This is a genomic window from Desulfurispirillum alkaliphilum (assembly GCF_055378285.1).
Genome location: NZ_AP042405.1, coordinates 287,057 through 309,039, shown reverse-complemented (window position 1 = coordinate 309,039; position 21,983 = coordinate 287,057). Strand labels below are relative to the sequence as shown.

Below are 21,983 nucleotides of genomic sequence, written 5' to 3'. Positions count from 1 at the left end.
GGAACTGGGGACCGCAAACAACCGCCCTCCATGGCTTTTGGTTTGCGGTTGCCGCCGTCGTGGCGTCAACCCTGCGGGTCCGTCGCGTTCCAGTCGGCGCGTCCTGGCTGGGCCAGCCCACGGGGGAAAGGCAGAAGCAGGCCGTTCCCCCGTGAGCCCGTCCGGTGAGCGGCTTTTTTGGTCCTTTTTTGGCCGTACCAAAAAAGGATAATGTACGAGCCTGGATGGCGTGAGCGGCAGAGGCTGAACCAGGGACGAAAGTGGGCGTTTCTGGGAGGAATGCTGGCGCGAGTGCCGTTACGCTGCGACGAGTTATCAATGGTATTCCTCCGCATCCCAGGTGAGCGCAGCAAACGGGCGAGAGGCATTGCCTTTCCTCCTTCCAAATCGCAATGTATGCTATCATGGTGATGTGTTCTGCATTCCACTTATGAACCCTGACCCGCAAAGTGAGGCATCCCTTGAGTATTCGCGTTGCCATCCGCCACAGGACCAGTTACACCTTCGACCGTCCGGTGAATCTCTCGCCCCACATTTTCCGTCTGCGTCCGGCTCCTCACTGCCGTACGGCCATTGAAGCGTACTCACTGAAGATTGAACCGGCGCATCACTTTCTTAACTGGGTTCAGGACCCTTTCAGTAATTTTCAGGCCCGGGTGGTCTTTCCCGAGAGGGCGACCAGGCTTTCCATTGATGTGGAGCTGATTGCCGATATGACGCCCCTGAATGCCTTTGATTTCTTTGTGGAAGAATACGCGGAAACCTTTCCCTTTCGCTATGACGAGCAGATGGAGCGGGAACTGATCCCCTATCTGGAAATTCTGCCGGGCTGCCCACTGACCGATGCATGGACCAATGCACACCGTCCCGCCACCAAGGTGCGAACGGTGGACTTCCTGGTGGAGCTGAATCGCCTGCTGGCCCAGGATATCAAATACACCATCCGCATGGAGCCGGGGGTGCTGTCGCCCGACGAAACCCTGCAGCGCGCCCTGGGCTCCTGTCGCGACTCCGCCTGGCTGTTGGTGCAGATTGCCCGCAGGCTTGGCTTGGCCGCCCGCTTTGTCAGCGGATATCTGGTGCAGCTGACAGCCGACGTCCCGTCCCTGGATGGCCCTTCGGGGCCCAGTGAGGACTTTACCGACCTGCACGCCTGGACGGAGGTCTATATCCCCGGCGCGGGGTGGATAGGCCTTGATCCCACCTCCGGACTGCTGACCGCCGAAGGACATATTCCCCTGGCGGGAACCCCTGACCCTGTCAGCGCGGCTCCGGTCACCGGTTATACCGACGTCTGCCAGACGGAGTTCTCCTTCCATAACCGTGTGGAGCGCATTTACGAAACCCCACGGGTGACCCGACCCTACAGCGACAGCCAGTGGCAGCGCATAGACGCTCTGGGGCAGCAGGTGGAGGCGCAGCTGCAGGAACAGGATGTCCGCCTGACCATGGGTGGCGAACCCACGTTTGTCTCCATTGACGACATGGATTCGGCCCAGTGGAACATCACAGCCGATGGCAAGCATAAACGGCACCTTTCGGCTCAACTGCTGCGCCGTCTGCAGCAGACCTTTGCTCCCGGCGGCTTGCTCTACTACGGCCAGGGTAAATGGTACCCCGGTGAACCCCTGCCCCGCTGGCAGATGGCCTGCTTCTGGCGTCATGATGGCGTGGCAGCCTGGCGCAGCCCGTCGCGAATGGCGAATCCCCAGGCGGATGGTTCCCATACCCCCGGCGACGCCCGCCGCCTGCTGGAGGCGCTGGCAGGGGTTTTCTCCATCGACCCTTCCCATATCAAGGCGGCCTATGAGGATGCTTTCTACTACCTGTGGAAAGAGGGCACCCTGCCTGCCAATGTCAACCCGTTGCAGTGCAACCTGAAAGACCCCCTGGAGCGCAAGTATCTGGCCGAACTGCTGGGACGCGATATGGGAGAGCCCACCGGTTTTGTGCTGCCTCTGCGCTGGCACCATGAACATTGCCGCTGGGAAAGCTCGGTCTGGAAATTGCGGCGCGGTGAGCTCTTTCTGATCCCCGGTGCTTCGGCCATGGGCTTTCGCCTGCCCCTGGACTCCCTGGAGAGCGCCCCCGAAAGCGAGTGCTACCACGACCCCGGCCACAGCCAGCTGGAACAGCAGGCTCCCCTGGAGGATTTCAATCAGCTGATTGCTGAGCGCGCTGCCGGCCAGCGACCGTGGCCCCGTGCCCACGTGCCGGAAAAAGACCTGGTACGCTTTGCCCTCTGCGCGGAAGTGCGCCGGGGGAATATCCATGTCTTCCTGCCTCCCATGGCGCGCCTGGAAAGCTACCTGGAATTGATTGCCATTATGGAGATGCTGGCAGAGCAGCTGGATATTTCCATCGTCATTGAAGGTTATGAGCCGCCCCGCGACAATCGCCTCAAAAAACTGGCCATCACTCCCGACCCCGGTGTGGTGGAAGTGAACATTCACCCTTCCCATACGTGGCAGGAGCTGGTCAGTAATACGGAACAGCTTTACGAGCAGGCCCGCCTCTGTCGCCTGGGTACCGAGAAATTCATGCTGGATGGGCGCCATACCGGCACCGGCGGCGGCAATCACGTCACCCTGGGCGGCCCCACCCCCGCCGACAGCCCCCTGCTGCGCCGTCCCGACCTCCTGCGCAGCCTGATTGGCTACTGGCAGAATCACCCCGCGCTGTCCTATCTGTTTTCGGGGCTCTTTATCGGCCCCACCAGCCAGGCACCCCGGGTGGATGAAGGCCGCGACGACCGCCTCTATGAACTGGAAATCGCCTTCAACCAGATACCCGGCCGCGACGAGAAGGCCTCCCTGTGGCTGGTGGACCGGGTACTGCGCAACCTGCTGACCGACCTGACCGGCAATACCCACCGCAGCGAATTCTGTATCGACAAGCTCTACTCGCCCGACAGCCCCACCGGCCGTCTGGGTCTGCTGGAAATGCGCGCCTTTGAAATGCCGCCCCACAGCCGCATGTCCCTGATGCAGATGCTGCTGATCCGCTCCCTGGTGGCCTGGTTCTGGCGTGAACCGTATACCCGGCCCTTGATCCACTGGGGAACCCGGCTGCACGACCAGTTTCTGCTGCCCCACTATGTGCGACGGGATATGGCGGATGTGGTTGAGGATCTGAACCAGGCTGGTTATGCCTTTGAAATGGACTGGCTCGACCCCTTCTTCGAATTCCGCTTCCCCCATTACGGATCCGTCTGCGTCAAGGACATAGTCATCGAGCTGCGCATGGCCATTGAACCCTGGCACGTGCTGGGTGAAGAGAGTGCCAGCAGTGGCACCGCCCGCTATGTGGACTCTTCCGTGGAGCGGCTGCAGCTGAAGGTCAACGGTCTCAATGACGCCCGCTACCTCATCACCTGCAACAGCTACCCCGTGCCCATGCAGCCCACAGGAGTGCACGGCGAATATGTGGCCGGCATCCGCTACCAGGCCTGGCAGCCCCACTCGTCCCTGCATCCCACCATCGGCATTCACTCGCCCATAACCTTTGACATTGTTGATACCTGGAATAAACGCTCCATCGGCGGCTGTGTCTACCACGTCAGCCACCCCGGAGGGCGCAGCTATGAAACCCTGCCCGTCAACGAATTTGAAGCCCAGTCGCGCCGCATCAACCGCTTCTGGGACATGGGGCACACAGCTGGCGTGCAGGAAGATGTTCTGCAGGTACCCACCAGTGGCCCCGTGACACGGCGCACCTTTACCCCCAGAACCGATGTATCCACGGATGTGCAGATCCTCTCCATCGAAAAGAACCGCGACTATCCCCACACGCTGGATCTGCGGCGCATGCCGCGAAAGCAGGAGGCGCAAAAACGCTAACAGGCTGCTGAAACCCCCATCTGCGGTGTTGCCCGCTGCCGCTTGTTGTTGCAACGTACGGGAAGTACGCTTCACGCCTCGCTCTGCGGGCGCCTTGCACCTGTGGGTTTTCAATTGCCTGTATGATTTGAGGTATTTCAGTAAGCATGCCTCTCGGGAAAAGGAGGAGGCAATGAAACGCTCTCCAATGACACCACGACCAGAGAGCCTGGGAGAAGAGATCGCCAGCAGCGTCAGCCACGGTGTCGGTTTCCTGGCAGCCGTTGCCGCAACGCCAGTGCTGATCCTCTTCGCCGCAGAACGGGGAAGCGCCTGGGGCATTGTGGGTGCCAGCGTCTTTGCCGCCACCATGCTGCTGCTCTACATTGCCTCCACCCTCTACCATGCCCTGGCGAAAAACCGGGCCAAACAGGTATTCCAGATTCTCGACCACGGTGCCATCTTTCTGCTGATCGCGGGAACCTATACCCCCTTCACCCTGGGCGTCCTGCGCGGCCCCTGGGGCTGGACACTGCTGGGCCTCGTGTGGAGCATCGCCATCGGTGGTATTGTGTTGAAATCCATGGGAGGCATCCGCTTCGAAAAGCTTTCCACGGCGCTGTACCTGGTCATGGGGTGGCTGATAGTCATTGCCATGAAACCCCTGTGGCAGAGCATGGAGCCATGGGGCCTCTTCTGGCTGGTGGCGGGCGGAAGCGCCTATACCACCGGCGTACTCTTCTACCTGGTCAGGATTCCCTACGCCCACTTCGTATGGCACCTGTTCGTGATGGCCGGAACCACAAGCCATTTCTTTGCCGTGCTGTACTACGCGTATTGAGCAAAACGGCAAGCCTGCCGGAATGGGGGATGGGAAATAGAGAAAGGCCATTTTGGTCCGTAGATTTAGAGAGGGAAAAGGCAGGGTTTCACACAAAGGCCACAAAGGCACCAAGGAAAGGCAGTGAGCGGGAGTAGCAGCCGGATTTACCGCGAATGGACACGAATACACGCGAATATTGAAGAATAATGCGGGTCTCTCGCCGATTCGCTGTGCTCACCGGAAACGCGGAGGGGGAAAAGGCAGGGTTTCACACAAAGGCCTACTAACAGCTTACTGAAATACCTCAAAATACGCAGGCAATTGAAAAATGCTCAGGTGCAAGGCGCTCGCGGAGCGTGGAATGAAGCGTACTCCCCGTACGTTGCAATGACACGCGACGGCGAGCAACACCGCAGATGAGGGTTTTTCAGCAGCCTGCCAGGCACCAAGGAAAGACAGTGAGCGGGAGTACAGCCGGATTTACCGCGAATGGACACGAATACACGCGAATATTGAAGAATGATGCAGGTCTCTCGCCGTTCGCTGTGCTCACTCAAGACGCAGAGGCGCAAAGGTAAAGCACTGACTACTTACTTGCCAATAGAGTTCCCTGCTGGCTTTTGCCTTTATCTGCGAAAATCGGTGAAATCTGCGGATAAATTTCTTTGGTTGTTTTGGAGGTTGTGGAGGAAGCCAGGTCTCACACGAAATTCACGGAGCCACGAAGAAGGGCATGGGGAAGGGTTATAGGACATCTCTCTACCGACTACACACTACAGGCTACTTTCTCGTCACCTCTTCCCTACCCATGCGCACGGTGAAGTTCGGTGTCAGCGCGGTGGGCGGAGAGGTCGGTGGCAACGGCATCGATTTTTTTGCTGAGTTTGTCATCAACGTCATCGATACGCTTGCTGAGTTCGGTTTTAACTTCATTCAGGCGGTTATTGACCACATCAACCTTGAAGTCTACATCATCGATTTTTTGGTTCAGTTGGTCAAACTTCCGTCCAAACTCCTGCCGCAGGGAGTTATGCCCTTCCAGTACAAGTTCAAACTTGCTGTTCATCTCTTCCATCAGAATTTCGAAGTACTTTTGTTCCATGGCTCACCTCCTGATGGGTGGCAATATATACCAGAGTGCTGGCAAAGGAAAGTATTGTTTATTGTAGGAGGGGTTAGGGGTTGGGGGATGGAGATGGAGAATAGAGAATAGAGAATAGGGGATGGGGGAGAATCATTGTGTCAGCCGATTTGGAGGGGGAAAAGGCAGGTCTCACACGAAGGGCACGAAGACACAAGGAAAGACTATCAAGAACAAAGGCAATGCTTCTCGCCCGTTCGCTGTGCTCACTTAAGACGCAGAGTTGCAAAGGTAAAGCACTGACTACTGGCTACTGGCTCTATCCATGCGCCCGGTGAAGTTCGGTGTCAGCGCGATGAGCGGAGAGGTCAGCTGCCACTGCGTCGATTTTCCTGCTGAGCTTAGCGTCAACTTCGTCAATGCGCTTGCTGAGCTTGGTGTCTACGGTGTCAATCTTGTCATTAAGAGCAAGGATTTTGGTATCCACCATCTGGAAACGGTCATGTACTTCGCCTCTGAACTGCTGAAGTTCCGAGCGTATTGCATGATGACTCTCCAGCACCAGCTCGAACTTGCTGTTCATCTCTTCCATCAGAATTTCGAAGTACTTTTGTTCCATGGCTCACCCCTTGAATACAATGCAGTATATACCAGAGTACGGGCAAAGGAAAGTGTTGTTTGTGATAGGAGGGAGTTGGGATTTGTCCGCAGGTTTGGAGGGGGAAAAGGCCAGGTTTCACACAAAGCCCTACTAACAGCTTACTGAAATACCTCAAAATACGCAGGCAATTGAAAAATGCTCAGGTGCAAGGCGCTCGCGGAGCGTGGAATGAAGCGTACTCCCCGTACGTTGCAATGACACGCGACGGCGAGCAACACCGCAGATGAGGGTTTTTCAGCAGCCTGCCAGGCACCAAGGAAAGGCAGTGAGCGGGAGTAGCAGCCGGTTTTACCGCGAATGGACACGAATACACGCGAATATTGAAGAATAATGCGGGTCTCTCGCCGTTCGCTGTGCTCACTTAAGGCGCTGGGAGCGCCAAGGAAATACAGGTGAATTGATTTGGGCACCTATCTTCTCTGCGTTCTCTGCGGCTTGGCGAGAGGAAATTGACTTTCGTGCATTCGAAAACTCTGAATGATTGCTTTGATTATTACATGGGTCGCTGAAAATCTGCGGATAAATTTCTTTGGCCGTTTTGGAGGTTGTGAAGGAGGTCAGGTCTCACACCATGGCAGCAAAGGTTTAAAAGGGGGAAGGCAACCGGGATGGAAACCATTTTGTCCGCAGATGGGCGCAGATTTGGAGGGGGAAAAGGCAGGGTTTCACACAAAGCCCTCAAAGGCACCAAGGAAAGGCAGTGAGAGGGTGTAGCAGCCGGAGGATTTACCGCGAATGGACACGAATAAACGCAAATGGGAGAATTGGTCAAGCGACCAGCTGCATTACCTTCTAATCATATGGGCGTCCTTTATTGGACGTTTAGTCGTCCTAGCGGATATATGGCAGAATCATCAATGACAAAGTGGGTGTCATGTCTTCGATTCTGAACACTTGCAAAAAAAAAGCACCTCCGCGAAATGCGGAGGTGCAGAACATCCTATGAGGATAAAAGATGGTGCTTATGCACCGGGAAATCAGAATGCGTGGTTGATGCCGAACGCGATGGTAGTGGAGTCAGCCTCGCGACTGCTGCCACGGGGAGCGGAGTCTTCGTCGATGGCGATGTAGTTGAGGTACAGGGTGGTGCCTCCGCCAAGACGGTAGTCAAAGCCGGCCATGAAGTTCATGGAATCTTCATCGTTGAAGTCCATGATCATGTTGACCGCTGCCTGAACGCTGAATTGGCTGTTGATGTCAAACTTGACAGGTACAACAACTTCGCTGTAGTCAGCTTCATCATAGGTTTGGTAGCCAAGAGCAGCAGTCAGAGGACCGGCTTTGTATTCTACTTTGAGGCCTATAACTGTTTCATCACGATTTGCTGAGCCGTAACCGAAAGAGCCGGGAGCTGGAAAATCTGCATCCGGATCAGAAGTCATCAATGCACCAAGACCGAAGCTGATTTCGTTGCTGATCTTGCCGCCCAGGCCAAGAGCAAAGCTCATGTCACCTGTTTCTGCACCCATTGTAGGCATGAGGCTCACGCCAAAGCCAATGTCACCGGCTTTACCAGTGTACTTGATGGTGTCGTTCTGGCGCGAACCAAGGCCGATTGACCAAGGCTCCTGTGCGTCAGTGGAGTAGTTCTGGAGGCCAGCGAACTGACGGAAAGAGTGAGATTGACGACCTACAGTGAAGGTGCCGAAGTCACCGCGCAGGCCTACGAAAGTGTCTCGAGTTGCAAGACCATTGTTGCCAGGATTATGATCTGTGCCATAGTTAAAACCACTTTCGATCTGGTAAATAGCTGTCAGGCCGCCATCCAGGGCATAATTTCCGCGAACGCCAAGGCGTGATGCGTTGCTGTTGGATTCCCAGAGTGTGTCTGTGCCATCGTCATACATCTGGAGTTGGTAGTTGACTTGACCGTAGAAGTTGGGGCCGGTTTTCTGAGCGAAGGCTACGGAGGCGGGAGCGATCATGGCTGCGGCAGCCAGACCAGCGAGGGAAACTTTGACCATTTTGTTCATGTGTCTCTCCATTTTTTTGGATTTGTGGAAAAAATATCGTGGTTCAACATATACTGGCTTAAAATCTGGTTGTCAACGAAAAAAGTGCAGGAAGTGCGCAATTTTGGCGTACCCCTGAAAAAACTCTGAAACGGTTCATGGAAAAAGCGCCGGGACGTTTCTTGTTATTTTACTTGGAGTTTACGTTTTGGCGATGATTTGCAGTAAAAGGTGACTATGTGTGTCGGTTACTGGCTGATTAGAGGTGTATTGTCATTGAGGGGTTTTGTGGCAGGGAGAGCGGGAGGCAAGTAGCAAGTAGCAAGTAGCAGGTAGCGGGTAGCAGGTAGTTAGTAGTTAGGTAGAGGGGTGGAGAGAAGCCATTGTGTCCGCAGATTGCGCAGATGGGCGCAGATTTGGAGAGGGAAAAGGCAGGGTTTCACACAAAGCCCTCAAAGGCACCAGGAAGGGCAGTCAAGAGAAGAGGCAATATATCACGCCCGTTCGCTACGCTCACTTAAGACGCTGGGAGCGCCAAGGAAAAGCACTGACTACTCGCTACTGGCTACTGACTCTATCCATGGGCACGGTGGAGTTCGGTGTCAGCGCGGTGGGCGGTGAGGTCGGTGGCAATGTCATCAACTTTTTTCTCCAACTTGTCAATGCGCTTGCTGAGTTTGGTGTCAACTTCGTGAATCTGTTTGCTGAGCTTGGTATCTACCGTGTCAACCTTGTGATTAAGAGCAAGGATCTGAGCGTCCACTCGCTCAAAGCGACCATTCACTTCATCGCGAAAATCATCAATTTTGCGACCAAATTCCTGCCGCAGAGACTCGTGACCTTCTGCAACGGCTCTGAATTCACTTCTCATCTCTTCCATCAAAATTTCGAAGTACTTTTGTTCCATGGCTCACCTCTTGAATACAATGTAGTATATACCAGAGTACGGGCAAAGGAAAGTGTTGTTTGTGATAGGAGGGAGTTGGGATTTGTCCGCAGATTTGGAGGGGGAGAAGGCAGGGTTTCACACAAAGGCCACAAAGGCACCAAGGAAAGGCAGTGAGAGGGAGTAGCAGCCGGATTTACCGCGAATGAACACGAATGAACGCTCATCTTGAAGAGTGATGCAGGTCTCTCGCCCGTTCGCTGTGCTCACTTAAGACGCAAAGCCGCTAAGGTAAAGCACTGACTACTGGCCACTGACGACTCGCTACTGACTCTATCCATGCGCACGGTGGAGTTCGGTGTCAGCGCGATGAGCGGTGAGGTCAGCAGCGACACCATCCACTTTTCTTTCCAGCCGGTCCATGCGACCTTCTATTTTGTCCATACGTCCATCAAGTTTATCCATGCGTTTGCTGAGCTTGGTGTCGACTTCATTCAGCCTGTTATTGACCACGTCAACCTTGAAGTCTACATCATCGATTTTTTGGTTCAGTTGGTCAAACTTCTGGCCAAATTCCTGCCGCAGGGAATTATGCCCTTCCAGAACAAGGTCAAACTTGCTGTTTATGTCTTCCAGCAGGATTTCAAAGCGATCTTGCTTCTCCATGGCTCACCTCCTGATGGGTGGCAATATATAACAGAGTGTGGGCAAAGGAAAGTGTTGTTTGTGATAGGAGGGAGTTGGGGATGGGGGAGAGTCATTTGTCCGCAGATTACGCAGATGGGCGCAGATTTGGAGGGGGAAAAGGCAGGGTTTCACACAAAGCCCTCAAAGGCACCAGGAAGGGCAGTCAAGAGAAAAGGCAATATATCACGCCCGTTCGCTACGCTCACTTAAGACGCTGGGAGCGCCAAGGAAAAGCACTGACTACTCGCTACTCGCCACTGACTACTCGCTACTGACTACTGACTCTATCCATGGGCACGGTGGAGTTCGGTGTCGGCGCGGTGGGCGGAGAGGTCGGTGGCCACTGCGTCGATCTTCCTGCTGAGTTTGGTATCAACTTCGTCGATGCGCTTGCTGAGTTTGGTATCAACTTCGTCGATGCGCTTGCTGAGCTTGGTATCAACTTCGTCGATGCGATTGCTGAGCTTGGTATCAACTTCGTCGATGCGCTTGCTGAGCTTGGTATCTACCGTGTCAACCTTGTGATTAAGAGCAAGGATCTGAGCGTCCACTCGCTCAAAGCGACCATTCACTTCATCGCGAAAATCATCAATTTTGCGACCAAATTCCTGCCGCAGAGAGTCGTGCCCTTCGGCAACTGCCTTGAATTCGCTTTTCATATTTTCCATCAGAATTTCAAAGTACTTTTGTTCCATGGCTCACCCCTTGAATGCCAGGCAGTATATACCAGAGTACGGGCAAAGGAAAGTGTTGTTTGTTGTAGGAGTGGTTAGGGGTTGGGGATGGAGATGGAGAATAGAGAATGGGTGATGGGGGAGAGTCATTTGTCCGCAGATTGCGCAGATGGACGCAGATTCGGAGGGGGAAAAGGCAGGGTTTCACACAAAGCCCTCAAAGGCACCAGGGAAAGGCAGTGAGCGGGAGTAGCGGCCGGATTTACCGCGAATGAACACGAATGAACGCGAATATTGAAGAATAATGCGGGTCTCACACCATGGCCGCAAAGGTGCAGAAGGTTGAGGGCAACCGGGGAATGGAAACCATTGTGTCCGCAGATTACGCAGATGGACGCAGATTTGGAGAGGGAAAAGGCAGGGTTTCACACAAGGCCTACTAACAGCTTACTGAAATACCTCAAAATACGCAGGCAATTGAAAAATGCTCAGGTGCAAGGCGCTCGCGGAGCGTGGAATGAAGCGTACTCCCCGTACGTTGCAATGACACGCGACGGCGAGCAACACCGCAGATGAGGGTTTTTCAGCAGCCTGCCAGGCACCAAGGAAAGGCAGTGAGCGGGAGTAGCAGCCGGGTTTACCGCGAATGAACACGAATGAACGCGAATCTTGAAGAATAATGCGGGTCTCTCGCCGATTCGCTGTGCTCACGGGGGTCGCCAAGCTGCCGAGGGAGGACACGGGAACTACTTACTTGCAATAGAGTTCCCTGCTGGAATTTGCCTTTATCTGCGAAAATCTGCGAATAAATTTCTTTGGCTGTTTTGGAGGTTGTGGAGGAAGCCAGGTCTCACACGAAATTCACGGAGCCACGAAGAAGGGTATGGGGAAGGGTTATAGGGCATCTCTCTACCGACTACACACTGCAGGCTACTTTCTCGTCACCTCTTCCCTACCCATGGGCGCGGTGAAGTTCGGTGTCAGCGCGGTGGGCGGAGAGGTCGTCAGCGACACCATCCACTTTTCTTTCCAGCCGATCCATGCGACCTTCTATTTTTTCCATGCGGCCATCCAGCTTGTCCATGCGGCCTTCTATTTTGTCCATGCGACCATCAAGCTTATCCATGCGGTTGCTGAGCTCGGTTTTAACTTCATTCAGTCGGTTATTGACCACGCCAACCTTGAAGTCAACATCATCAATTTTTTGGTTCAGTTGGTCAAATTTCTTTTCAAACTTCAGGTCAAGTGCAGAATGGCTTTCCAGTACAAGTTCAAACTTGCTGTTCATCTCTTCCATCAGAATTTCGAAGTACTTTTGTTCCATGGCTCACCCCTTGAATGCCAGGCAGTATATACCAGAGTACGGGCAAAGGAAAGTGTTGTTTGTGATAGGAGGGAGTGGGGGGCATTTGTCCGCAGATTACGCAGATGGACGCAGATTCGGAGGGGGAAAAGGCCAGGTTTCACACAAAGCCCTCAAAGGCACCAGGGAAAGGCAGTGAGAGGGAGTAGCAGCCGGGTTTACCGCGAATGAACACGAATGAACGCGAATATTGAAGAATAATGCGGGTCTCACACCATGGCAGCAAAGGTGCAGAAGGTTGAGGGCAACCGGGGAATGGAAACCATTGTGTCCGCAGATGGGCGCAGATTTGGAGGGGGAAAAGGCAGGGTTTCACACAAGGCCTACTAACAGCTTACTGAAATACCTCAAAATACGCAGGCAATTGAAAAATGCTCAGGTGCAAGGCGCTCGCGGAGCGTGGAATGAAGCGTACTCCCCGTACGTTGCAATGACACGCGACGGCGAGCAACACCGCAGATGAGGGTTTTTCAGCAGCCTGCCAGGCACCAAGGAAAGGCAGTGAGCGGGAGTAGCAGCCGGGTTTACCGCGAATGAACACGAATGAACGCGAATATTGAAGAATAATGCGGGTCTCTCGCCGATTCGCTGTGCTCACCGGAAACGCGGAGGGGGAGAAGGCAGGGTTTCACACAAAGGCCACAAAGGTACCAGGGAAAGGCAGTGAGAGGGAGTAGCAGCCGGGTTTACCGCGAATGAACACGAATGAACGCTCATTTTGAAGAATGATGCAGGTCTCTCGCCTGTTCGCTGGCTCACGGGGGTCGCAAAGCACGGGAACGATTCACTTGCCATGGATTTCCCTGAGCTCACTGGCTTTTGCCTTTATCTGCGAAAATCTGAAAAATCTGCGGATAAATTTCTTTGGCTGTTTTGGAGGTTGCGAAGGAGGTCAGGTTTCACACCATGGCCGCAAAGGTGCAGAAGGTTGAGGACAACCGGGGGATGGAAAGCATTGTGTCCGCAGATTGCGCAAAATGTTGACAGACCACGAGGGAAGGCTCATCACTCCCCCTACCCCCTACCCCCTACCCCCTACCCCCTACCCCCTACCCCCTACCCCCTACCCCCTACCCCCTACCCCCTACCCCCTATCGCGGGGCTTGCGGTGAGAATTCTCCCGGCGTATGCTGGTGCTGTGTTCCCGGTTTTCCTGTTGCTGCGGATGCCGGTGAAGGCTATGTTTCTGCGGAGGTTTGGTTTATGCGTGCAGGTTTTGTTGCTGCCCTGCTGGTCAGTGGTCTGGTGTTTGTGAGCGGGTGCAGTGAGCAGTCTGCTCCCGAGGTTTCGGGTGCGTCGTCCGCTCCTGCTGCTGCGCAGCAGCAGGCTCATCTGATGGGTACGGTTATCGAGACGATGAATGTGGCTGGTTATACCTATGTGCAGCTTGACGCTGATGGTGAGATTCTCTGGTTCGCTGGTCCCGAGACGGTGGTCAGTGAGGGCGACCGGGTTATGGTTATTGACGGGATGGTGATGGAGGACTTTTACAGTCGTTCCCTTGACCGAACGTTTGAAAAGCTGATTTTTGTGGGTGCTTTTGTGCTGGAGGGTGGCGAGATGCCACAGCAGCAGCCTGGCTTGCCGGCGGGGCATCCACCTCTTGGGGCTGATGTTCAGAAGTAATTTCTCTGTTGTTGTACATGCGCAAAAGCCCGGTCACATGACCGGGCTTTTGCTGTATCTGGTGAAGGAGGAGAATGGGTGTTGGTCAGCCCAGCATGTCCTGCAGGTCCTGCTGGGGGTCGCCGGTGAGCTTGAGGTTGAAGTTGTCAATGAGGAAGTTGAAGATGTCCTCGTTGAAGAACTGGGGCGCGCGTGGTCCGACGCGGATGTCCTTGACTCCGATGCTGAGCAGGCCAAGCAGGATGGCGACGGCTTTTTGTTCCATCCAGGAGAGGACGATGCTCAGGGGCAGGTCGTTGACGCCACAGCCGAAGACTTCGGCCAGTTTGCTGGCGATGATGACGCCGCCGATGGAGTCGTTGCACTGTCCAAGGTCAAGCAGGCGGGGAATTTCGGTTCCGGGGACGTTGCCGAATTCCATGTCGTTAAAGCGGAACTTTCCGCAGGATGAGGTGAGGATCACGCAGTCCTGGGGAACGATTTTCGCCAGTTCACGGTAGTATTCTCCGCCTTTGCCGGGGGAGTCGCAGCCGGCGATGACGAAGAAGCGGCGGATTTTTCCGCTCTTGACGGCTTCCACGACCTGGGGGGCCAGGGAGAGGATGACGGAGTGGTGGTGGCCGGTGGGTACGGTTTCATCGGATGCCCAGTTGGTGTCGGGCAGCGACAGTGCTTTTTCAATGATGGGGCTGAAGTTGTCGTTTTCAATGTGGGTGGCGCCGTCGATTCCCACCTGGGCATAGGTGAAGACGCGGTCGGCGTAATCCTTGCCTTTGGGGGGTACGATGCAGTTGGTGTTGACGAGGATGGCGCCGTTAAATTTGCTGAACAGGTCTTTCTGGTCAAACCAGGCCTTGCCGACGTTGCCCTTGAGGTGCTTGTATTTGGACAGTTCGGGGTAGGCGTGGGAGGGCAGCTGCTCGGAGTGGGTGTAGACGTTGACGCCTTTGCCTTCGGACTGTTCCAGCAGTTTGCGCAGGGCGTGGTGGTCGTGGCCGGAGACGAGAATGGCCTTTCCTTCAACGCGGTTTTGGGATACTTTGACAGGCTGTGGCATGCCGTAAGTGTCGGTGTGGGCCTTGTCCAGAATGCTCATCATGTCAACGGCGGCCTGGCCGACTTTCATGGTCTGGGCGACGTGCTGGTCGAAGTTGAAGTTGGAGTTGGTGAGGGTGAAGTAGAGGGTCTCGTTCACCACGTTGTCAACGGCGGAACAGTCGGCGCCATAGTGGGCAGCCTGGACACGATAGGCGGCGATGCCCTTGAGGCCGAAGATCATGATATCCTGGAGTCTCGCAAGGTTTTCGTCTTTACCGCAGGTGCCGACGGTCTGGCCTTTGGCGCCGCAGCCTTCGGGCATGGACATGGAACACTGGTAGCAGAACATACTCATAACACTTATCCTCCGTTTGTTGGGGTTTTCGTTGATGCATGACCGGAATAGTAAACAACTCTGCGAAAACGAAATTGATACAGGTCAAAAAATGGAAAAAAAGCAGGCCATTGAGGTTTTTCAGAAGAAATTTCTGGGTGAAGTGGATGCCGCTCTTACCGACGCTTTGATTCCGGCGTGTACGCTGGTTGGCAAGGAAAAGAAGGATATCCTCTTCTACGAGGGTGACGAGGGGGAACAGGTGTTTTTCCTGCTGGAGGGCAGTGTGCGTCTGTTTCGTACTACGGACCAGGGGAAGGAGACGGTGGTGCATTTTGTGCACGCCGGAGAATTGTTCGCGGAGATCCTGCTGGCCCGCGAGACCCGCTACCCGGTCAGTGCCATGGCTCTGGAGCCCTGTATGCTGCTGGGTATGAGCGCGCGGCGTCTGCGGCAGATTATTCAGGGGAATCCGGATTTTGCGTTGCGCTATATTGGTGCTCTGACCAAGCGTCTGAAGTACCTGGTGAACATGGTGGAGCATCTGAGCTCGCGGGATGTGCAGGAGCGTTTTCTGCTCTATCTTGGCCACTTGAGTGCTTCCCAGCGTCTCAAGACGGTTCAGTTGCCGGTTCCCAAGGGCGAGCTGGCGCTGCTGCTGGGGACAACGCCGGAAACCTTTTCGCGCCTGCTGAAGAAACTGGTGGAAGAAGGGGCGATTGCCGTTGATGGTCGCGAGATTACGCTGCTGCAAAAAATGCCGCTGGCAGGCGGCTGAAAAACCCCCATTTGCATTGCTGTCCGCTGTGCTCGTCATTCACCGTACGAGGGGCTTCACTTCTGGTTCTGCGGACGCCTGGCATCTGGGTGTTTTTCCATTGCCTGTCTGTTGATTTGGTATTTTCGCAGTGCGCTGGAGTAGCTTTTGTGCTGCTGTTGTTCTATGATGCTTCGCGATTTCTGTTTCCCCGGAGATGATACATGGTATATCGGCTTTCTGCCTATAGAGTGGTCCTTGTCTTTTTTCTTGTTCTTTCGGTGATGGCTGGCCTGGCGCAGGCGTCCCGCACGTCTGACGCTCCCCTGATTCTGCAGTTGAACTGGTATCACCAGTTCCAGTTCGCGGGCTATTACGCGGCCCTGGAGAAGGGTTTCTATAAAGAGGAAGGCCTGAACGTGGTTATCCGCGAGGGGCGGCCGGAAATCCGCATTGATGAGGAGCTGCTCTCGGGGCAGGCCCATTTCGGTGTGCTCTCTTCGGAAATTCTGATCCGCGCGGCCCATGGTCTGCCACTGGTGGTGCTGGCTCCGATCATGCAACACTCTGCCTATGCTTTGCTGGTTGCTCAGGATTCGGATATTCACGGGCCGGCTGACCTCAAGGGCAAGACAGTGATGATCAACAGCAACAAGCAGAGTGAGTTCCTGGCGATGCTGACGCGGGCTGGCCTGAGCCGCGATGATGTCACTATCATGGAAAAGGATACTTCGGCACTGGTGAAGCTGATGAGCCGCGAGGTGGATGCCATCAGTGGGAGCATCGCCTCGGATCCCTACCTGTTCCGGGCCATGGGGGTGAGCGTACGGACCATTCAGCCCTTCCACCATCAGGTGGATGCTTACGGGGACACGCTCTTTACTACTCGCCAGCAGGTTGAGAAAAATCCCGAGCGCATAGACGCTTTTATCCGGGCGACCATTCGCGGCTGGGAGTATGCCTTCCTCCATCAGGACGAGATCATTGACCTGATTCTGACGCGCTATAACACCGACAAGACCCGTGAACACCTGGAATATGAAGCCAAGGCGCTGCGTCAGCTGGTGCTGCCCGACCTGATTCAGATCGGGCATATCAACCCGGAGCGCTGGCAGAACATCGCGGCCATTTTCAGTGAAGTGGGCCTGATGAGCAGCAACTTCTCCCTGGAGGGTTTCCTGCACAATGTGAAGTTTCCGCCGGGCTACCTGAAGTACCTGTGGGCTATCTGGGCGCTGGTGTTTCTGGTGGTGGTGTCGGTGGCCCTGGCGGTGCTGCTGTTCACCTTCAACAAGCGCCTGAAGACGGAAGTGGGCAGCCGCACCAAAAAGCTCGACCAGATGAACCGCGCCCTGATCCGCGAGGTGACGGAGCGCAAGCAGGCTGAAGACGATCTGCGCAACAGCATCCAGTTTCTTTCCACCTTCCTGGATACTATCCCCAGTCCGGTATTTTACAAGGACGCCAGGGGTGTTTTCCGGGGCTGTAACGAGGCCTTCGCCCGCGATATTTTCGGTGTCACCACGGCCGACGTGGAAGGGCGTTCCCTGCGCAGTTTTCCCGATGTGATCGCTTCCCAGGATGTGGAGGACGAGGAGCAGCGCGATCGCCTGTTGCTGGAAAATCCCGGGCAGCCAATATCCTACGAGGCGAGTTTTCCCGTCAGCGATGGCAGTCGCCATGACTTTATCATCAGCAAGGACGCCTATCGCGATGTGGCTGGCGAACTCAGGGGTATTATCGGTGTCATGGTGGATATCACCCAGATGCGGCGTGTGGAGCGGGAGCTGCTGGAGAAGGAGAACCGCCTGCACTACCTGAAGCACCACGACGCCCTTACGGGGCTTGCCAACCGCCAGTTACTCCACGAGCGCATTCGCCGCTTCTCAAAAGCACACCATGCCCATGCAGGCAAGGCGGCGATTCTGATTGTGGATTTTGACCACTTCAAGCAGATTAATGAAGCCTATGGTACCAGGGTTGGTGACGAGGCTCTGAAGGCGTTCGCCAAGCGCTTGCTGGGATGTGTGCGCGGTGAGGATCTGGTGGCCCGTATCGGTTCTGACGAATTTGGCATTCTGCTGGAGGATATTGAGAGTGAGAGCACGCCCGATGTGGTGATCCGCCGTATCCGGCAGCATTTCAGTCGGCCGGTGAGTGTTCAGGGGAATGAAATCATGGCTGGTTTGAGCATTGGCGTGAGTTTCTACCCTGAGGACGCTGACGATGGTGAAGAGCTGGTGGCGCGGGCGGATTTTGCGATGACCACGGTGAAGGGTCAGGGCGGCGCTGGTGTGCGCTACTATCGCGAGGTGGCCGGACAGCGCGAGCGCGAAAAGGGTGCGGGCTGATGCCTGCCTGTGGCTGGAGAGCGTTTTTTGCTGGGAATTTTCGAAAAACTTCTGTAATATCAATCGTTTGTTGATAAAAATCGTCCAATAGAGGCTTGTCAAAAGAGGTGCAAATGAAAGTCGAACTGAAGAACCTGGAGAAATCTGCGAAGGAAGTGACGGTAACCATTCCCGGTAAGGTGATGGACGATGCCCTGGAGAGCGAAATCAAGAAAATAGCCAAAAAGGCCAAGATCAGGGGCTTTCGTCCTGGGAAAGCGCCTTTGGCGGTTGTTCGTCAGGAATATGGTGCCAATGCCTACAACCTGGCCTCTGAGCGCGTTATTCAGGATGCGGTGACTTCCTCGCTGCAGTCGGAGGACATCAGCTATGTCTCCCGGCCGGAGGTAACGGATCTGCAGCGCAACGAAGACAATGACCTGGTTCTGAAATACACCGTGGATACGTTCCCGGAAGTGACCCCCGAAATCTACAAGGGTTTTGAGCTTGAGCGCGAGCGCTACGAGGTGACCGACAAGGATGTGGAAGAGGCAATCGGCCGCATTCTGGAGCAAAGGGCTGAGTTCAGCGCGGTACAGCGCGAAGCCCGCACTGGTGACGAGGTGGTGATCGATTTCAAAGGCAAAATCGACGGTGAGTACTTTGAAGGTGGCACGGCGGAGCGATTCAAACTGGTGCTTGGCTCCGGACAGTTTATTCCCGGTTTCGAACCTCAGCTGGAAGGCATGACCATTGGCCAGGAGAAGGTTATCGATGTGAGCTTCCCCGACGACTACCACGCGGAAAGCCTTAAGGGCAAAGCAGCTCAGTTTGAGGTGACCCTCCACGAGGTCAACGAGAAGGTGACCCCGGTTCTGACTGATGAGCTCGCCAAGGAGGTCTCCCGTGATCGCGAGGTGGCTGGCGCCGACGAATTCCGCCAGCTGATCCGCAAGGATATCGAGGAGTACATGGATTCCGAAAGCAAGCGCAAGTTCCGTGAGCAGATTGCTCAGAAACTTATGGACAGCAACGCCTTCGATGTGCCCGAATCCATGATTCAGGATCAGGCCCGTCGCATTGCCGGCAATATTCTGATGCAGTATGTGCAGTCGATTCCTGACGAGCAGACCTTCCGTCAGCAGATGGAGCGTCTGGCCCCTGCCTATAGCGATATGGCGGAAAAGCAGGTGCGCACCAGTGTGCTGCTCCATGCCGTCGCCAAGCTGGAAAGCATTGATGCCTCTGAAGAGGACATGGAGAAGGCCATCGCCGAGGAGGCCACTCGCGCCCAGGCTTCGGTGGAGGATACCAGAAAGCGCCTCAATGCCCAGGCACTGGAGAGCATCAAGGCGAATATCATTGAAGACAAAGTGGTGGATTTTATCGGCGCCAACTCCAGTGTAACCGAGAAGACGGTTACCAAGGAGGACCTGGAGCGTCAACGTGAAGAAGTGAACGCATAAGAGGTTGAAATATGCCATTGGTACCTATAGTCGTCGAACAGACAGCTCGCGGAGAGCGATCCTATGATATCTACTCGCGGCTGCTCAAGGATCGCATCGTTTTCCTGGGTACCCAGATCGATGATCAGATATCCAATGTGATCATCGCCCAGCTGCTTTTTCTGGAAGCGGAAGACCCGGAAAAGGACATTTTCCTTTATATCAACAGCCCCGGCGGTGTGGTAACCGCCGGCATGGCTATCTATGACACCATGCAGTATATCCGGCCCAAGGTCTCCACCATCTGTGTGGGGCAGGCTGCCAGTATGGGCGCGGTGCTGCTGGCTGCCGGTGAGAAGGGCAAGCGCTTTGCGCTGCCCCACTCCCGCATCATGATTCACCAGCCTTTGGGTGGTGCCCAGGGGCAGGCCACCGATATCGAAATCCAGGCCCGCGAGATCCTGCGCATCAAGGAGATGCTCAACGATATCCTGGTTCGTCACACGGGAGCCGATCTGGAAAAAATCCAACGGGATACCGACCGGGATTTCTTCATGACCGGCGAGCAGGCCCGCGCCTATGGTATTATTGACGAGGTTATCCAGAGCAGGAGTGCAGAGTAATGGCAAGGAAGAAAACTTCCGACAGCAGTGGCCCCCAGTGCTCATTCTGCGGGAAGAACTATGACGAAGTGGATCGCCTCATCGAGGGCCGCTTCGGCGTGTATATCTGCAATGAGTGCGTGTATCTGTGCAATGATGCTATTGAAACCGAACATGCCCATGGTGCCGATGAGGCTCCTCAGGATGTGGAAGAGTATATGGGCTCCCTGCCTCGCCCTTCGGAAATCAAGGAGTCCCTTGATGAGTATGTGATCGGGCAGGAGCGCAGTAAGAAAATTCTCAGCGTGGCGGTTTATAACCACTATAAGCGCATTTACTCCCTGCTGGACAGCCGCGGGGCGGAAGGCGAAGATGTGGAGATCAGCAAGTCCAATATCCTGCTTATCGGGCCGACGGGCAGTGGAAAGACCCTGCTGGCCCAGACCCTGGCGCGGGTGCTCAATGTGCCCTTCGCCATCGCCGATGCCACCACGCTGACCGAGGCGGGCTATGTGGGCGAGGATGTGGAGAATATTCTGCTGAAACTGCTGCAGAGCTGTGACTTTGATGTGGAACGCGCCCAGCGCGGGATTATCTATATCGATGAAATCGACAAGATCTCCCGCAAGAGCGAGAACGTCTCCATTACCCGCGACGTCTCGGGTGAGGGTGTGCAGCAGGCACTGCTGAAAATCGTCGAGGGCACGGTGGCCAATGTTCCTCCCAAGGGTGGTCGCAAACACCCCAACCAGGAGTTCATTCAGATTGACACCACCAATATCCTCTTTATCTGTGGTGGAGCTTTTGAAGGGCTTGACGGTATTGTCGGACGGCGACTGGGCAAGAAGATGCTCGGCTTTGGACAGGAGCTCAGCGAGAACCGCAAACTCCAGAAGGATGAGCTGCTGGCCAAAGTTCACCCTGAGGACATTATCCGTTACGGGTTGATTCCTGAGCTGGTGGGACGTCTGCCGGTTATCGCTGCCCTGGAGGAGCTCAACGAGGCGGCCCTGATCCAGATTCTGCAGGAACCGAAGAATGCCCTTGTCAAGCAGTACGCCCATATGCTGGCCATGGACAGCACAGAGCTTGTCTTTACGCCGGAGGCCTGTACGGAAGTGGCTCGCGAGGCACTGAAACGCAAGACGGGTGCCAGAGGGCTGCGCAGCATCATGGAGCAGGTCATGCTGGACATCATGTACGATATTCCCGATCAGAAGGGCGATCGCAAACGCTGTATTATTGATGCGGAAGTCGTGCAGGGAACCAAGAAGCCCGTGGTGGAAGTGCTCAAGAAGAATTCCGCCTGAATATGATCAATGCTTTGCAGCGGCGAACCACTGGTTCGCCGCTTTTTTTTGGCCCATATGTCAAAAAAAACAGCTCAGCAGTCCGGATTTCCCCGCAGGCGGCAGGTGGGATTTTCCTGGCTCGGGTTTATTTATAACATTATTTGAAAACCGGATTGCATTGTATACAATTTCCTTGACCTTCCCGGCCCTTATCCCTTATAGTGGCTTGTGATAAGAGTTTTGTGAAACCAAACAAAAACGGAAAAGGGTGTTCGAATCATGAAAAAACAAAGTGTCCGAGTATTTGGAAACAACTACGTTCAGGTGGTTGAAGATAATCAGCCCGCCAAAGGCGAAGGCCGTTTTGTCGTGGAGGATCTGGTCAAGGGTGCTGTGCTGGCCCGTTTTGATGACTATAACAGCGCTCAGAAAATGTACATGACCAAGAGCCAGGAATACATCCAGTCCAGCCTTGATGACTCCTGTACCATCAAGGGCATGACAGTAGGTGATCTTATCCAGAGCCTGGAAGCTCTGCCCCGCGAGGCAACGGTCGAGTTCTCTGTCAGCTACGACCACAGCCAGAACAAGCTCACAGTCTGTAACTGAAGCAA

The 21,983-nt window shown here is 54.9% G+C and carries 17 protein-coding genes; 9 read left to right on the top strand and 8 right to left on the bottom strand.

The features are described 5' to 3' along the window. Positions 1-461 precede the first annotated feature (461 nt). A complete protein-coding gene (locus ACZ46I_RS01465; protein ID WP_464281204.1) occupies positions 462-3,839 on the top strand; it encodes a transglutaminase family protein in 3,378 nt (1,125 codons plus the stop codon). Between the two features lie 172 nt (positions 3,840-4,011). Next, the gene (trhA, locus tag ACZ46I_RS01460) at positions 4,012-4,659 is read left to right on the top strand and encodes a PAQR family membrane homeostasis protein TrhA (RefSeq protein WP_013505153.1); all 648 of its coding nucleotides are present in this window, start codon (positions 4,012-4,014) and stop codon (positions 4,657-4,659) included. A gap of 784 nt (positions 4,660-5,443) precedes the next feature. Here the strand turns inward: trhA and ACZ46I_RS01455 are convergent. The 7 genes from ACZ46I_RS01455 to ACZ46I_RS01425 form a co-directional block, all read right to left on the bottom strand. Further along, the gene (locus ACZ46I_RS01455; RefSeq protein ID WP_464281203.1) at positions 5,444-5,743 is read right to left on the bottom strand and encodes a hypothetical protein; all 300 of its coding nucleotides are present in this window, start codon (positions 5,741-5,743) and stop codon (positions 5,444-5,446) included. Between the two features lie 298 nt (positions 5,744-6,041). Next, complete coding sequence (locus ACZ46I_RS01450; RefSeq protein WP_464281202.1) at positions 6,042-6,341, bottom strand: hypothetical protein; 300 nt, start codon at positions 6,339-6,341, stop codon at positions 6,042-6,044. A 1,019-nt stretch (positions 6,342-7,360) separates the two neighbouring features. Continuing rightward, positions 7,361-8,347, bottom strand: coding sequence for a porin (locus ACZ46I_RS01445; RefSeq protein ID WP_464281201.1), 987 nt, complete (start codon positions 8,345-8,347; stop codon positions 7,361-7,363). 562 nt (positions 8,348-8,909) lie between these two features. Beyond that, on the bottom strand, positions 8,910-9,242 hold the full coding sequence (locus ACZ46I_RS01440) for a hypothetical protein (protein ID WP_464281200.1): 333 nt from the start codon (positions 9,240-9,242) through the stop codon (positions 8,910-8,912). Positions 9,243-9,554: 312 nt separating this feature from the next. Further along, a complete protein-coding gene (locus ACZ46I_RS01435) occupies positions 9,555-9,887 on the bottom strand; it encodes a hypothetical protein (protein ID WP_013505157.1) in 333 nt (110 codons plus the stop codon). Between the two features lie 305 nt (positions 9,888-10,192). Next, positions 10,193-10,603, bottom strand: coding sequence for a hypothetical protein (locus ACZ46I_RS01430; RefSeq protein ID WP_464281199.1), 411 nt, complete (start codon positions 10,601-10,603; stop codon positions 10,193-10,195). A gap of 931 nt (positions 10,604-11,534) precedes the next feature. After that, positions 11,535-11,906, bottom strand: a complete 372-nt coding sequence (locus ACZ46I_RS01425; RefSeq protein WP_013505159.1) for a coiled-coil domain-containing protein — start codon at positions 11,904-11,906, stop codon at positions 11,535-11,537. Positions 11,907-13,148: 1,242 nt separating this feature from the next. On the opposite strand from ACZ46I_RS01425, the gene ACZ46I_RS01420 reads away from it, so the two are divergent. Next, positions 13,149-13,571 carry a hypothetical protein gene (locus ACZ46I_RS01420; protein WP_013505160.1) on the top strand — a complete coding sequence of 141 codons (423 nt, stop codon included), beginning with the start codon at positions 13,149-13,151 and terminating at the stop codon, positions 13,569-13,571. An 85-nt stretch (positions 13,572-13,656) separates the two neighbouring features. Here the strand turns inward: ACZ46I_RS01420 and hcp are convergent, their stop codons facing one another. Next, positions 13,657-14,964, bottom strand: a complete 1,308-nt coding sequence (gene hcp / locus ACZ46I_RS01415) for a hydroxylamine reductase (protein WP_013505161.1) — start codon at positions 14,962-14,964, stop codon at positions 13,657-13,659. Positions 14,965-15,055: 91 nt separating this feature from the next. Here hcp and ACZ46I_RS01410 point away from each other — a divergent pair, with 91 nt between their 5' ends. The 6 genes from ACZ46I_RS01410 to ACZ46I_RS01385 all read left to right on the top strand — a co-directional run bounded on the left by ACZ46I_RS01410 (position 15,056) and on the right by ACZ46I_RS01385 (position 21,978). After that, positions 15,056-15,721, top strand: coding sequence for a Crp/Fnr family transcriptional regulator (locus ACZ46I_RS01410; RefSeq protein WP_013505162.1), 666 nt, complete (start codon positions 15,056-15,058; stop codon positions 15,719-15,721). 203 nt (positions 15,722-15,924) lie between these two features. After that, entirely contained in the window at positions 15,925-18,051 is a 2,127-nt protein-coding gene (locus ACZ46I_RS01405; RefSeq protein ID WP_464281198.1) for an ABC transporter substrate-binding protein, read from the top strand. A gap of 113 nt (positions 18,052-18,164) precedes the next feature. Further along, the gene (gene tig, locus ACZ46I_RS01400) at positions 18,165-19,496 is read left to right on the top strand and encodes a trigger factor (RefSeq protein ID WP_013505164.1); all 1,332 of its coding nucleotides are present in this window, start codon (positions 18,165-18,167) and stop codon (positions 19,494-19,496) included. A gap of 11 nt (positions 19,497-19,507) precedes the next feature. Beyond that, the gene (clpP, locus tag ACZ46I_RS01395; RefSeq protein WP_013505165.1) at positions 19,508-20,098 is read left to right on the top strand and encodes an ATP-dependent Clp endopeptidase proteolytic subunit ClpP; all 591 of its coding nucleotides are present in this window, start codon (positions 19,508-19,510) and stop codon (positions 20,096-20,098) included. Then, positions 20,098-21,387, top strand: coding sequence for an ATP-dependent Clp protease ATP-binding subunit ClpX (gene clpX, locus ACZ46I_RS01390; RefSeq protein WP_013505166.1), 1,290 nt, complete (start codon positions 20,098-20,100; stop codon positions 21,385-21,387). Before clpP ends, clpX begins: the two co-directional genes overlap by 1 nt. 261 nt (positions 21,388-21,648) lie before the next feature. Next, the gene (locus tag ACZ46I_RS01385) at positions 21,649-21,978 is read left to right on the top strand and encodes a hypothetical protein (protein ID WP_013505167.1); all 330 of its coding nucleotides are present in this window, start codon (positions 21,649-21,651) and stop codon (positions 21,976-21,978) included. The last annotated feature ends 5 nt before the right edge of the window (positions 21,979-21,983 follow it).

Bases quoted from the DNA above. Each gene is read 5' to 3' on its own strand.
- trhA (WP_013505153.1), top strand. From the start codon at position 4,012: ATGAAACGCTCTCCAATGACACCACGACCAGAGAGCCTGGGAGAAGAG.
- ACZ46I_RS01455 (WP_464281203.1), bottom strand. From the start codon at position 5,743: ATGGAACAAAAGTACTTCGAAATTCTGATGGAAGAGATGAACAGCAAG.
- ACZ46I_RS01450 (WP_464281202.1), bottom strand. From the start codon at position 6,341: ATGGAACAAAAGTACTTCGAAATTCTGATGGAAGAGATGAACAGCAAG.
- ACZ46I_RS01445 (WP_464281201.1), bottom strand. From the start codon at position 8,347: ATGGTCAAAGTTTCCCTCGCTGGTCTGGCTGCCGCAGCCATGATCGCT.
- ACZ46I_RS01440 (WP_464281200.1), bottom strand. From the start codon at position 9,242: ATGGAACAAAAGTACTTCGAAATTTTGATGGAAGAGATGAGAAGTGAA.
- ACZ46I_RS01435 (WP_013505157.1), bottom strand. From the start codon at position 9,887: ATGGAGAAGCAAGATCGCTTTGAAATCCTGCTGGAAGACATAAACAGC.
- ACZ46I_RS01430 (WP_464281199.1), bottom strand. From the start codon at position 10,603: ATGGAACAAAAGTACTTTGAAATTCTGATGGAAAATATGAAAAGCGAA.
- ACZ46I_RS01425 (WP_013505159.1), bottom strand. From the start codon at position 11,906: ATGGAACAAAAGTACTTCGAAATTCTGATGGAAGAGATGAACAGCAAG.
- ACZ46I_RS01420 (WP_013505160.1), top strand. From the start codon at position 13,149: ATGCGTGCAGGTTTTGTTGCTGCCCTGCTGGTCAGTGGTCTGGTGTTT.
- hcp (WP_013505161.1), bottom strand. From the start codon at position 14,964: ATGAGTATGTTCTGCTACCAGTGTTCCATGTCCATGCCCGAAGGCTGC.
- ACZ46I_RS01410 (WP_013505162.1), top strand. From the start codon at position 15,056: ATGGAAAAAAAGCAGGCCATTGAGGTTTTTCAGAAGAAATTTCTGGGT.
- ACZ46I_RS01405 (WP_464281198.1), top strand. From the start codon at position 15,925: ATGGTATATCGGCTTTCTGCCTATAGAGTGGTCCTTGTCTTTTTTCTT.
- tig (WP_013505164.1), top strand. From the start codon at position 18,165: ATGAAAGTCGAACTGAAGAACCTGGAGAAATCTGCGAAGGAAGTGACG.
- clpP (WP_013505165.1), top strand. From the start codon at position 19,508: ATGCCATTGGTACCTATAGTCGTCGAACAGACAGCTCGCGGAGAGCGA.
- clpX (WP_013505166.1), top strand. From the start codon at position 20,098: ATGGCAAGGAAGAAAACTTCCGACAGCAGTGGCCCCCAGTGCTCATTC.
- ACZ46I_RS01385 (WP_013505167.1), top strand. From the start codon at position 21,649: ATGAAAAAACAAAGTGTCCGAGTATTTGGAAACAACTACGTTCAGGTG.